The sequence below is a fragment of the Pseudomonas sp. B424 genome (assembly GCF_055408345.1).
Genome location: NZ_JBUZTL010000008.1, coordinates 35,687 through 47,787, shown reverse-complemented (window position 1 = coordinate 47,787; position 12,101 = coordinate 35,687). Strand labels below are relative to the sequence as shown.

Genomic DNA, 12,101 nt, shown 5'->3' with positions numbered 1-12,101 from the left:
CGTTGCGTCGGAGCGGGCAAAGCTGTTGGCCTATGAGAGGTCGCTGATGCGGGTCTCTGCCAGGCGCCCTCTAACCCCAGAGTTCTTGGGGCCTGTGCAGTGGTTCAAAGCCGGGGCGAAAAAAAACCCGATGCGTGAGCACCGGGTTTAAAAGCAAAAATTAGAAGTTAGAAATCGCAAAGGACGATTGATAACGTCTGCAGTGTATTAGAATCAATGCTGCTAAGCATAGTCCTAATTACATAAATTTATAGGTGTAGGAAACGATGGCTCGGTTCTCATCTTGGCTACGAGTGTTTGGGAGGTCCGTGCGCCACATGGCGTTTTTCCAAGTGAAACCCAAGCCTTTAAGCGTCCCTTCTTGCAAGACATAGGCAACGCTCAAATCGCGCTCCCACTCGGATCTGTCACCGCTTGTGGTGTCGATGTCATTACCCTTGAGGTAGACGGCATTCACGGTCAAGCCAGGCAGGCCCAGCGCCGCGAAGTCATAACCGTATCGCACTTGCCAAGTACGCTCGCCAGCACGGGCAAACTTCTGGATCTGCGAGTCGGTGATGGTGCTGTTTGACGATCCGTCACCTTGGTTCAACCATGGGAAGTCGCTATCGCCATTGGAGACTTGGTAGCCACCGCCAAAGGTGTGACCTGCCACGGAGTAGAGCGCCAGGTAGCTGTAAAGATCGTTGTCGACTTTACCCTTCGTGGTGTTTCCACCGTAGTAACCAGGACTGAAGTAAGCAGGGTCATGGCTGTTGGCGCCATTGTCGCGGCTGCGGTAGTAGCGCAGGTCACTTTTCAGCACACCAGGACCAATAGCCCAGTTGTGCACAAGGCCCAAGAAGTTTTGCGAGTAGAACTCTTTCAGCTCCCCGTAATAATACGACGCTGTGAGGTCTTTGTTGATTTTGTAGTCAGCGCCACCGTAATAGAACTTGTTGCTGAATTTACCGGTATCGTAGTTCGAACCACCGTTGGCGTTGGCAATCGACAAGCCTTCGTTGTTCGTAGAGTTACGACCCTTGGCGTGCTCAAGCTTACCGACAGTCAAGGTCAGGTCTTTGATCTCATTGGACTTGATCTCCCCGCCCTGAAATGTCTGAGGCAGCAGTCGACCGTCATTGGTTTTCACAACCGGGTTATTCGGTTGAAGAGTACCAATGCGCAGCACTGTTTCAGAGATTTTCATCTTGCCAGTCACGCCCAGGCTGGCGAACTGACCGACTGCCTCATTGCCGTCACTTGGGAATACCGAACCACCAGCAGCTTTGCCGTTCAGGTTGCCGTGCTTGGCAGAGCTGGAGTCGAGTCGAATACCGTATAGGCCAATCGCATCAACACCAAAACCTACGGTGCCTTGGGTGAAACCAGAAGCGAAGTTAAGAATGAAGCCTTGGCCCCACTCCTCAACTTTAGAAGGCTTGGCCGCGCCGTCGCGGTTGTCGTTATTGATGTAGAAGTTACGCGCAGTAAGCGTCGCAGTACTATCTTCGATGAAGCCGTGCTGCGCAGTGTCAGCGTGAGCACCGAGGGAGAGGCTTGCGAGACCGATGGCGGTTGCCAGCGAGATTTTGTTAGACATTACGGCTCCTTGAGTGCTTTTTTTTTATGAACAGCTTTTGGTGCATGGCACTAGGCCTGAATGCAGGACGGAGCATACATTGGATGAAAAATGTTACACAATGGATTTATCAATGTTTTAAATAAATTTATTTAAACAGTTTGCGCTGATACCATCCGGCATTGATTGAACTGTAGAAGGACCTGAATTTTGAGTAACACACTGATCTCAAACAAAGTTCCAACCCTCACTCCAGAGCAGCTGATTAGGCTCAAGCTCGATCTACAGAGCGGGATCAGCGGCAATACATGGGCCATCGTTGAGGCTGTCTGCGTGCGGGGGCTATCTAAGGCTGAAGCAGCTAGAGAGCTGGGGACGAGCCCACAGAACGTGTCGGGTGCTATTAATCGAATCACTGCACATTTGAATGGATTTCCACCTGACTGGACACTGGTTCAGGAGTGGATGCCAAAGGACATGGCAGCAAGCCTAAGAAAAGAGCTTAAGCGCTTGAAAGCTGAACTGGCGGAAGCAAATAAACAACTTAATAAATAAATTTGTTTATAGTGTTTACATTGCCGATTGGTATGGATACTATGGGGCCATCAGCGAGAAACAAGGCGCTGACCCAATCTCAAGGAGCTACACCATGAAAGCTTTGAAATCGCTGTTCGCTGCTGCCCTCTTGTCTGCCGTTGCTTTGTCCGCTACTGGCTGCGCGGCTTTGCAAGATCTGAACGCTCACGGTCAAGAGCTGCGCGCCAAAGATCCCGCTGCCTACTCCAAGTTGTCCGGCGACGAGGAGTACTTCTCTCAGAATCCTCAGTATTCGGTACACGGGTCGTAACAACCCGCTGTACCCTCCCCGCCCAGCATCACAAAGCCATTAGGCGCACTCTTTATTTGCAAGGAGCTACACCATGAAAGTTCTGAAATCTCTGTTTGCCGCTGCTCTCGTTTCTGCCGCTGCTCTGTCCGTTACAGGCTGTGCTGGTCTGCAAGACCTGAACGCCCACGGCCAAGAGCTGCGCGCCAAAGATCCTGCTGCTTACTCCAAGTTGTCCGGCGACGACGGCTACTTCTCGCAAAACCCGCAGTTCAACGTTCATGGGTCTTAAGGCGATTTAAGGGGGCTTTATGTTTAAGGTACGCCGAGAGCTTGCCTCACCCCTTCTCCTTCTTGCAGTGCTAGCCGTTACAGGCTGCGCTGCAATGTCCAGCGGACTGACGCACATCCAAGATCTCAGGGAGTGCCAGCCGAGCCCACAAGGGCCTGCTCTGCTTACAGAACATGGGGGTTGGGATCATCGCTCCGTTGATGAGGTGCGATGCACCAATGAAGAATTGAAGGCTGTGAAAATTGCTAGAGAATTACGAGAAGCAAATTCGCTTGTGCAGTAGGTCTGCCAGGCACCATAAAAAGCCCCGCCGAAGCGGGGCTTTTTGTTAGTTCTGTTTTAGGCAAAGTTCATCATTTGCAGATGGTAAATATCTGTAAACCGAAGTAGGTGAAACGCCTAATCGCATGGCCACTTCTTTCCTACTAAGGCCGCTATCTAAAAGACTTTGCGCCTGCACACACATCTCGTCGGTCATGATGCGCTTTCTGCCTCCAATACGGCCCGCCGTGCGAGCCACAGCCAGTCCGGCCAAGGTACGCTCGACGTTCCGTTCAAGCTCGTAAACAGCCGTAGCTGCTTTGATGTTGAACAGAAACCTGCCATTAGGCGTGCTCGTATCAATCTGTTCGATCAGGAACTGAAGGTTCACCCGTTTATGATTCAGTAAGTAAGACAGGTCTATCAAACCTTTCATCGTGCGCCCCAGCCTATCTAAGCTCCAGGCAATCAGGGTGTCTCCTTGTGACAAAGCTCGAATGGCCTTTTTGAGGCCGGGATTTTTATGGGACTTACCGCTGGCCTTATCCGTATATATTTTCTGGCATCCTGCCTTCTCTAATGCAGCAATCTGAAGATCCAGATTCTGCTCTGTTGTCGAAACTCTGGCATACCCAATAAACATGTAAAGCACCTTGCAACCATACAGATAAAGCGGTTTAGTCTACCCTAAACGACCGTTTCTGATGATGCCTCTACTGAGGTGACTTTCGCAAACCTAAAACCTACTATCATAAGTTTTACGTCATCCTGCAACCTAGGTAAATTCGGCACTTTCAAGAATACAGTATGCTTGGATAACTCAGGAAATAGAAACGGGAAGGAGAATACAGTCTACTGGTCAGCTATTAATGCTGCTAGGTACACTCTTTATGGCACCGATAACTATGTGTTCTATTCTGGGCCTAACACTGAAGCAAACCTGGTTGGAAAAATAAATCACTATATATCAGCATTTACTTTAAGGGCTTATTCTAATAACTCCCCTGACTCCCCATTTATCGATATAAAATACGTTCCTAAAATCATGGATACTACACCTTCTGAACCTTCTGGATAAAAGTACATCCAGGCTCAAGCCTAGCTAGGATGCTAGCTAGGCTTCCCCATTAACAAATCAGCCTGTTTGGCAATAGCACGCGCCATCCAATACCCTGATATTTAGTTTGGCCTCACTATATTGGCCACCATTATAAGATCGAAGGGTCCATGTGAATGTGCCTTCAATTCTTGCACCACCTGGAAACCAGTCACTTTGATTGAAATACATCCATTGGTTTAATACATAGCTGGTTCCTGAACCCTGATACCATACTTTGCCATTGGGTGCTATTAGTTCATACCTGTCTGCGCCGGAAGCGGTCCAACTAAATATATTGTTCCCTACATAACGTAGACTTTCACCATCAACAAGTAGAACGCTCGCTCCACCCAGATAACGATTATCACTGTACTCTGAGAATGAATTTATGATGGGTTTCGAGTTTGCGAAAGTCACCTCAGTAGAGGCGTTACCAGAAACGGTCGTTTTTGAACACCCCCTAATCAGTCTTTTCTCGCCCGATAAGCGCCTCAAGGGCATTCTGAAGCGCTATTCTTGCTTGAGATCCGCGATGTAGTTCCCCGCGCTGCTCGTCTACACGGGAGTGCAGCTCTGCTATGCGTTCCTGATGTAGCTTTTCTCTGCCTTCCAGCTCGGCACAGCGCAGCTTGGTTCTGTTCAACTCATCTGTTACCGCATCGGTAACTACTTGGCAGTGATGAAGCTTAGCGGTTAGCGCTTCTTCACTTAGCTGAGCCGCTGCAAGGAGCTTGAGCGCGGCCACAAGTTGCTCACTGAGTGCGGCGCCATCTTTGCGTGCAAAAAGGCCCTGAACTTCCTCTTGGCCCTCTTCAGGCGCTCTGGAACTCACCTTATCTGTGACAGCGCCAGCACGGCTAGTTACAGAGGCTTCGTGCCACACTTTCAGCAAGCGGGCTGGATTGCCCGAACCAATTCGTGTGCGTAGAGAAGATCCAGTAACTCTTTTGCCGTTTTCCTCCAGATGACTACCTGCCTGGATGATTTGCTCAATAGTGACTTCGGGTGGACGCATAAATCTTCTTCGCCATAAACGGTTAGGGTCAGTCAGGTTTATTTTTCCGTGCGGGGTTTACGTCTAAAGTCCCAAGGAGCTTCAGGGTAAGGGTCAGCCCACAGACCGGTTCTCTGAACGCGTGCTTCCTTCTCAATGCTCGGTAATTTTGGGTCCTGATTGTAGCGGCTGTACACCCATGCGAGCCCAGCCCGAACCTGTTCAACATTGGCTTCTCTGCCATTAACCAACACCCTGCCTATGCTTCTACCGTATTGATCGCGTCCCGTCAGTACGATTTCAACTGATTTCCCCGCTACGAGTTTCAGCAAATTCTGCTTCGACTTTTGCCCGAAAGGTTGTCCTTTTTCTGGGGCATCAATATTTGCAAGCCTGACGCGCTGGCGTTGACTTGCACCCGAAAGAACATCAATGGTGTCGCCATCTAATACGCGCACCACCTGCCCTTCATACCGAGTGTCAGCCCAACAGGCGCTGGCGCCCATCATCAAGCTCATGAGCAAGCCAAAGGTCAAGCGACTAACCATGTCCAAATTTCCTGTGGTCGTACCGTAATTTTTCACGCCCCGCAGGCCAGGGGCAGCCTCAAGGTGCGAGCGTTTTGCGCCATGACAAGGTGCAATATAATCATACGTTGTTATTCTAATGCAGATGGTTTGTTTCAGGCCTAGGAAATGCTGCCCACAGGACGGTGGGTGCCCCAAGGCCTGCGTTTCACCTTTGACAGATGACTGGCCTTAAATTTAATGGATCTACAACATGAAAATACGTCACAGACTCGGAAGAGGTGCCCAAATTGGGGCGCTGCTTCTTTGCTTTAGCGGGGGGGTTCTTGCTGCCCAGCTCAAGGAAAATAGTGCTGACATCCTGCAGGCTATAAATGTGCCAGGGATGTCAATTGACATTAACCCCGGCAACCCCGGTTGCGATGTGGCCAAGCATGAAAAATGGGAGCCCACCGAAAATGGCTGCTCCAACACCGAGTGGGCAAAGAAAACCGCCCGTGTTGTCAGTGTGATTGCGACACCACCTGAAATCGCGGCAAACAATGTCGCCACAAGCACCTTGGTGGCCACGGTCAAGGATACGGATGGGAACCTAGTGGGCGGCGGTATACCCACTACCTGGTCGACAACAAGAGGAACCCTATCCTCAACCAGTTCGGTTACCAATGCCACAGGCCAATCGGTGGTGACTCTGCGCGGCACTGTCGCTGGCTTGGCGAGTGTTACCGCCTCTGCCGTTGCGGGATCATCGAGCGGGAACGTGAGCCTTCTAGCTGATGCCTCGACTTCGCGGGTGGTCAGTCTGACGTCCAATCCTTCAACGGTTGCTGCCGACGGGACCAAGGCCAGCCTCTTTGCAACTGTCAGAGATGCTTACAACAACATCCTGCCAGCAGGTCAGGCTGTGTACTGGTCCGCTACGTTAAACACACTCAGCGGTGGGATGTCGTACACGGACGCTGCAGGGGTGGCAACCGCAACGATTGCGGGCGCTACGACTGGGGTTTCGACGATTTTCGCAAAAACGACCGTTTCTGAAGCCGCCCAAACTGCGGTGACATTTGAGAACCAAAAACCAAAAATAATTAGCCTCAAGGTAACATGCTTCATACCAGGCAAATATGGTGGTTACAAACAAAACACAATATGTGATTACGGTGGCCACATGTATAGTCCTGCTGCTCTAAATACTATTAGTTGGCAGGCGGAAAACGCAGACCGCTATGAGTTGTGGAACGGCGTTAAATTTTTGTACAACGGGACTAACACTCAATGGATTCCACCTGATGGTACTTATGGTTATTTTTATCCTTTCGTCCTTAAAGCGTTCAAAGGAACCACTATGACAACCATTTCAGTTAATCCTGATGCGTTCGACGCAGACCCTTGCGGGGGATATAACTGTAATGGCGGTTAATTAGCTATAAAGAAAAGCCCGTAACCGGGCTTTTCTCAATTAAGACTTAGGAGTTTCTAGCGTAAAACTAATTCTGCTGCCTCAGAATCGCTTCTTTTTCAATTTCCAACCATCCTGATCCGCGTTGTTTTTCCATTATAATAGCCACACCGCTAAGAGCAGCAAGCTCAACCTTTGCAAGATTGTGCCCCATATCCCCTGCCAAACTAAAAAGCGCATACGCCTTAGCTTCATCATTTGTGCCATGCCTGACAAGCATAAGTGCACTAGCCTGTTGATAATACGATTCACTGTTCGTTGGCTCAGGCACACCAAGGTTTGGCCCGAGAGATTTTAATAATCTTTGTGCGGCAACATCGTTATTTCCACTCGCGAATTCTAAAGGTGTAACAGCTTCAGCCGTCCTCCCTTGCTGTATAAAAAGTTTACCTAAGGCTAGCGCTGCTGGGGTATCACCAGATTTAAATGCCTGTTCCAGGTAAAGCTCGCCTTTGGCAGGATCATTCAATTTGTAGTCACTGTACAAGTTTGCATAAAGCGAACCGAGTTCGCGTTGAGTCCGAATGCTCTGCTCAGCGAACATTTCCATTACAGCCACGCCACCCATAAGATTCTGCTCGTAGCCACCCTGCCCCTTTATCATTTGCCAGCCAACAACGCGGGATGCTTCCGGATCATCCAAGCTTACGGCTGCAAGGAGATGCTCCTGCGCCAGCTGTAAATTGCGAGGACGGTCCACGCCTTCGGTGAATACCTTGGCAAGCTCATAGTGCGCCTGTCCGCTACCGTACGAGGCAGCAGTCTCCAGATACTCAAGTCGCGCAATACGATCTGTCGAATTCATGGCGAGTGCCAGGTTTTGCCGCGCCTGCTCCGCCAGCGGATCTGGGCCAGTTGGGAGGATTGGTAGCCAGTCACTGTCGTTGGTCTCGATAGGCGCCAACTCTTGGGCTGAAGGATCAGTTGGGTTTGGTTGAGAGGTATAAACCGTCTCTTCAGATGCCTGCCCCTCTACTTGCTGTAGGAAAAGAGGAAGTTGCCGAGGGGGTTGAGGTTGGTTAACGCACCCTGAGAGAGCTACGTTGGCCAGAATGATTGCAAGAGCTGCAAGGCGGGGACTCATGAAGGCACCAGGGTATGACTATCACCCACCGGTCTGTCGCAGCGGGCTCAAACCGTTAATGGAAAGCGAGCGCATGCATAGGCAGCGCTATCAGTGAATTCCACTATATAGAATGTTCTTAAACATTGCCAAAGCATCAGGGACGGATACCAATTGCTGATCAAAGCGATCAGCATGGCTGATTAATCGCGATATTTGGTATCAGTTCCGAATCTGAAACAAGCGTCAAATCTGCAGCTTTAAGGCCAGCAATGTTGTATTCACGACCCAAATGGTTGTAGGTGCTCACCAGAATCGTGTGGACCTTGGAGTAAAGATCAACGCTGGTTTCGGCGATAGACAATTCCGGATTCAGCTTCTTGTGCTGATAGGTAGCAACACGCAGATAGGCTCGAAGCTTGTTAGTTTTGGTATCAATCTGGGTAACCCCTGAAATGTACACAGCAAGCCCCAGGGCATCGCACCGAAGCTCAACAGCATTACGGGTGAACTGGCGCACACTGCGCATTTCGTCGATCACAGCCCCGCAGGCATGGGTTACGGTGCCATCTTGAGCGCGATAGGTCAGCTCGTTATACGCACCGTAAGAGATACCTTTGGGTTTAATTTCGCCCTCATCCACCCAGTACCCACCAATGTCCTCTCTAAGGATTTTGGTGAAGCTGGTTTGGATGGCGTTGATTGCACTTTGCGCTCCAGGTGTCCGGCGTTGACCATTCTTGGCTGCAGGTGCTGGCATCCCTACGACGTTGTTTTTTGAACTGCTCATGGCGTCGGCCTCCAGGCCAAGTTATTTGGTAGCCGCACATGGCGCTAAGCAATGTGCGATCATAATGTGATGGCACTATAGGATTGCGCTAGCGAATAAATCAAGTACCTGGCATATTTTGAGTCATGGAAAACCACATGGTTTAATAATACTCTACGTGACACACGTGATCAGGGCAGCCAACAATGCAGGGTTATTTCGTTAAAAACATAGGTACCAATCGAGGTAAACCCCGAATCTGGCTTGAAAATCTGGATGTCTCTTCGGCTGGCATGAAGGTAGGTGACCGCTTTGACGTCAAGTTGAAGGGTGGGGTGGTTACCCTTCAGGCAAATCCTGACGGCTCACGCGTTGTTAGCAGGAGCAAGAGAACAACACGCTCAGGCGAAGAGATACCTTTAATTGACATTAATAGTAAAGAGTTGCTGGCGCTCTTCTCTGGTATGGACGCCGTCCGACTGGTCCAGCGCCAGGGTCAGATTTTTCTGATGCCCTTAGCCAGCGAGGTTAGAAAAAAGGAACGCCTCAACCGTCTTAATCACAAGCTACAGCACAACATTCCGTTGCAGATTGGCAGCCTTTCACATGGCGGCGGCCTTCTCTCTAAAGCTGTCCATGAGGGCTTTCATCAGGCGGGTATCCGCACCGAAAAAGGAATCGTTAACGAGATCCGTCATAATTTGATCGAGCACGCTTCGGAAGCGCCTGAATGGACGAGCAGCACCATACCGATTGCTGCGCCTATGCAAGAGCTAGCATTTGATGACGCATCAATGCGAATCCTGCCAAAACAGGATGGTCTGGAAATGGGGTTGCCCTGCAGCGGGGCCAGTGTAAGTGGTCGGGCGAAGCGCGGGACCGCCAAAGCTGAAGACCACCCGGATGTAGGGCACCTCGTAGTCGCCGCCCTGATGATTCTGGCCAAGACCAATCCAGCATTCATTCTGTTCGAGAACGTTGTCCCGTACAGCAGCACTGCGAGCGCTTCTATTTTGCGCAATCAACTGCGTGACTTGGGTTACGAGACGCACGAAACAGTCTTGAAGGGTGAAGACTTTAACGCCATGGAGCCTCGCAAGCGCTGGTGCATGGTAGCAGTGACTAAAGGAATGCACTTCGACTGGGAAATGTTACAGAAGCCCGAAAAAAAGGACCTGACCTTCTCTGAAATTATGGATGACATCGCGCTCGACGACCCCATGTGGAGCGTAATGCAGGGCCTTAAAGATAAAGAAATCCGCGATAAAGAAAACGGAAAAAGCTTCAAGATGCAGGTTTTTAACGAAGAATCGCCGAAGTTAGCGACACTTACGAAGGGATATACAAAAAACAGATCGACAGATCCTAAGGTTCAGCATCCCACTGATCCTGACCTCCTGCGCATGCTCACCGTCGCCGAAGCAGCAAGAGCAATGCAGTGGCCTCCCAATGTAGTCGACGGGCTTGCCAAAACTGTGGCGTTCGAGATGTTGGGCCAAGGAGTACAGCGAGACCCTTTTGTCGCGGCAGCAAAGTTACTTGGTGAGTCCGTGCTGGACTATCACCACAACGGCAGGTTCGGGGCTCGTGAGCTTGTTCAGCTAGTCACTGACACCATGCTGGATTCTGCATCTACGGTTGTCAGCGAAATTCGGGCGCCTCAAGTGGGGGTCATTTATGAAGGGCCCGTCACTGTAAACGACGTCGGAATGATCATTCAGGATATTGGCGGCGGGATTGGAATCTTGCACAAGGCCAGTGCTATGGACGAGATCAAGCTGGGGGAATCACTTCAAGTTCGATACCCCGGAAAGTCGGCTCTACCTGAAGTTGTTCACCTTGATACCCCTGCTCCACGCTTTACCCCTGAGCTGGTAGCGGCTCAACAAGATGCTGCACGCGAGTACGCTGAAAAGCGCGAAGACAACACAAACCAACTGTCTATGTTCGGTCAACAAGAACCCGAGCCTGAGCCTGAACAACTGCGGCCAAGCTTTGGCATGCGCATGTGAACCACTTAAAGGATTTTTGAATGCACGCATCAACTACATCGTCCGATACCAACAGCGCCAAAGCAGTCGCTCTGTGCCCACGGCTTGAAGCCATTAATGCATTCGTCAAAACGTCGAGCGCAAATCCGGCACTCATCGACGCCACTCTCAAAATGGGAATGGCTTATGCAATCTTCCTCACCGAGGTCGTCGAGGGCACCACCTCGCTGGCGCAAGACCAGGTGACCCAAATGCTAGAGCGCACAGAGCAGCACTGCGCCCTTTATGAGTCTGAATTTCCTGAAGTGGTGAGCGCATGAAGAACCAAGAGCTATCGTTTCTACAGAAGGTTGGCGACAACTTTACCAAGTTCGCCAAGGACCTTGTAAACACACCAGGTAATGCTGCGGCGTTGGCCGCAAGTCCTTTGCTTGCTGCTGGCGCGGCGTGCGGGATCATGACCATTGCAGCGGCCATCACTGGTGATCCGGACGCGACTGCTGCTCTCTACTTCGGAATTAAAAACCCGGATAGCTCGATGCTACTCACAGCAATGAAGGGCGACCTCCCGTTCGAGATGGCCAACAAAACCTACCAACTTTTTGCAGGAAGTTTGGGGGTAGGTCTCGCGGCGGCGGGTCTGGCCAAGGTTGTTCAAAAATTCAATAGCCTCTCTGACGAAGCGGATTATCTGAAGCGCGAGAATGCGATGCTGAAGTCGAATTTCGCCAACGAACATGCGGTGCAAAGCGGGATCGCTCAACCCTCTGAACCACTGAGCAGCAAGTTCAGCAGAGGCATTGCTAATGTGAGCGCCAAGACCGAACCTCGCCAAGAGCACGAGCAGGCTACTCGGATCAACCATGGTCCTACTTTGCGCTAATCACCTGCAGGGCTTTTTTCAGGTCATGATTGTGCCCAGCTCCAATCACTTTGACGTTTTGCCAATGAGAGTTTTACAGCTTGTATAAGCCAGAAGATTTAAACATCGTCCTCGCACCGTTGATGCTCATCCCCTTTGCATTGATTGCTTGGTTTGTGGCGGGCATTTTCAAGAGGCCTGAGTGGTTTGCATGGGCATCAATCGCCCAGGTTTCTATCACCATCGCCTGCATAGCTTTTTACTTTTTTGGCACAGTGCAGAACAGCTACAGCAGTGGAATCACAGCGGGCCTGATTTCCGGACTATTGATTTTCTACGCCGGTATCGCGCTCTTTAAACGCGCACGTAAAGCGTAAACAAACTCATCGATCATGGAGTA

At 50.6% G+C, this 12,101-nt stretch carries 14 protein-coding genes; 8 read left to right on the top strand and 6 right to left on the bottom strand.

All coding sequences use genetic code 11. From position 1 onward, the window contains the following. Window positions 1-238 precede the first annotated feature (238 nt). Complete coding sequence (locus ACZRMS_RS11790) at window positions 239-1,582, bottom strand: OprD family porin (protein WP_463995479.1); 1,344 nt, start codon at window positions 1,580-1,582, stop codon at window positions 239-241. Window positions 1,583-1,771: 189 nt separating this feature from the next. Here ACZRMS_RS11790 and ACZRMS_RS11785 point away from each other — a divergent pair, with 189 nt between their 5' ends. The 3 genes from ACZRMS_RS11785 to ACZRMS_RS11775 all read left to right on the top strand — a co-directional run bounded on the left by ACZRMS_RS11785 (window position 1,772) and on the right by ACZRMS_RS11775 (window position 2,679). Then, window positions 1,772-2,116 carry a TrfB-related DNA-binding protein gene (locus tag ACZRMS_RS11785; protein WP_463995478.1) on the top strand — a complete coding sequence of 115 codons (345 nt, stop codon included), beginning with the start codon at window positions 1,772-1,774 and terminating at the stop codon, window positions 2,114-2,116. Window positions 2,117-2,210: 94 nt separating this feature from the next. Continuing rightward, a complete protein-coding gene (locus tag ACZRMS_RS11780; protein ID WP_463995477.1) occupies window positions 2,211-2,408 on the top strand; it encodes a hypothetical protein in 198 nt (65 codons plus the stop codon). A 73-nt stretch (window positions 2,409-2,481) separates the two neighbouring features. Beyond that, entirely contained in the window at window positions 2,482-2,679 is a 198-nt protein-coding gene (locus tag ACZRMS_RS11775) for a hypothetical protein (RefSeq protein WP_169872948.1), read from the top strand. Window positions 2,680-3,007: 328 nt separating this feature from the next. Here ACZRMS_RS11775 and ACZRMS_RS11770 read toward each other — a convergent pair whose 3' ends face one another. The 3 genes from ACZRMS_RS11770 to ACZRMS_RS11760 form a co-directional block, all read right to left on the bottom strand. Beyond that, window positions 3,008-3,583, bottom strand: a complete 576-nt coding sequence (locus ACZRMS_RS11770; protein ID WP_463995476.1) for a recombinase family protein — start codon at window positions 3,581-3,583, stop codon at window positions 3,008-3,010. 916 nt (window positions 3,584-4,499) lie between these two features. Beyond that, window positions 4,500-5,054 (bottom strand): DNA-binding protein, encoded by a 555-nt coding sequence (locus ACZRMS_RS11765; protein WP_463995475.1) that lies wholly within the window; start codon window positions 5,052-5,054, stop codon window positions 4,500-4,502. Between the two features lie 38 nt (window positions 5,055-5,092). Further along, entirely contained in the window at window positions 5,093-5,581 is a 489-nt protein-coding gene (locus tag ACZRMS_RS11760; protein WP_463995474.1) for a thermonuclease family protein, read from the bottom strand. Between the two features lie 232 nt (window positions 5,582-5,813). Between ACZRMS_RS11760 and ACZRMS_RS11755 the strand changes: the two genes are divergently transcribed. Beyond that, window positions 5,814-6,977, top strand: a complete 1,164-nt coding sequence (locus tag ACZRMS_RS11755) for an Ig-like domain-containing protein (RefSeq protein WP_463995473.1) — start codon at window positions 5,814-5,816, stop codon at window positions 6,975-6,977. Between the two features lie 67 nt (window positions 6,978-7,044). Here the strand turns inward: ACZRMS_RS11755 and ACZRMS_RS11750 are convergent, their stop codons facing one another. Both ACZRMS_RS11750 and ACZRMS_RS11745 read right to left on the bottom strand, forming a co-directional pair. Further along, window positions 7,045-8,100, bottom strand: a complete 1,056-nt coding sequence (locus tag ACZRMS_RS11750; RefSeq protein ID WP_463995472.1) for a tetratricopeptide repeat protein — start codon at window positions 8,098-8,100, stop codon at window positions 7,045-7,047. Window positions 8,101-8,269: 169 nt separating this feature from the next. Then, on the bottom strand, window positions 8,270-8,869 hold the full coding sequence (locus tag ACZRMS_RS11745; protein ID WP_463995471.1) for a hypothetical protein: 600 nt from the start codon (window positions 8,867-8,869) through the stop codon (window positions 8,270-8,272). Window positions 8,870-9,054: 185 nt separating this feature from the next. Between ACZRMS_RS11745 and ACZRMS_RS11740 the strand changes: the two genes are divergently transcribed. The 4 genes from ACZRMS_RS11740 to ACZRMS_RS11725 all read left to right on the top strand — a co-directional run bounded on the left by ACZRMS_RS11740 (window position 9,055) and on the right by ACZRMS_RS11725 (window position 12,078). Next, complete coding sequence (locus ACZRMS_RS11740; RefSeq protein ID WP_463995470.1) at window positions 9,055-10,860, top strand: DNA cytosine methyltransferase; 1,806 nt, start codon at window positions 9,055-9,057, stop codon at window positions 10,858-10,860. A 20-nt stretch (window positions 10,861-10,880) separates the two neighbouring features. Then, window positions 10,881-11,159 (top strand): hypothetical protein, encoded by a 279-nt coding sequence (locus tag ACZRMS_RS11735; protein WP_463993390.1) that lies wholly within the window; start codon window positions 10,881-10,883, stop codon window positions 11,157-11,159. Beyond that, window positions 11,156-11,722 (top strand): hypothetical protein, encoded by a 567-nt coding sequence (locus ACZRMS_RS11730; RefSeq protein WP_326427769.1) that lies wholly within the window; start codon window positions 11,156-11,158, stop codon window positions 11,720-11,722. Before ACZRMS_RS11735 ends, ACZRMS_RS11730 begins: the two co-directional genes overlap by 4 nt. Window positions 11,723-11,802: 80 nt before the next feature. Then, window positions 11,803-12,078, top strand: a complete 276-nt coding sequence (locus ACZRMS_RS11725) for a hypothetical protein (protein WP_169872958.1) — start codon at window positions 11,803-11,805, stop codon at window positions 12,076-12,078. Window positions 12,079-12,101: the final 23 nt, after the last annotated feature.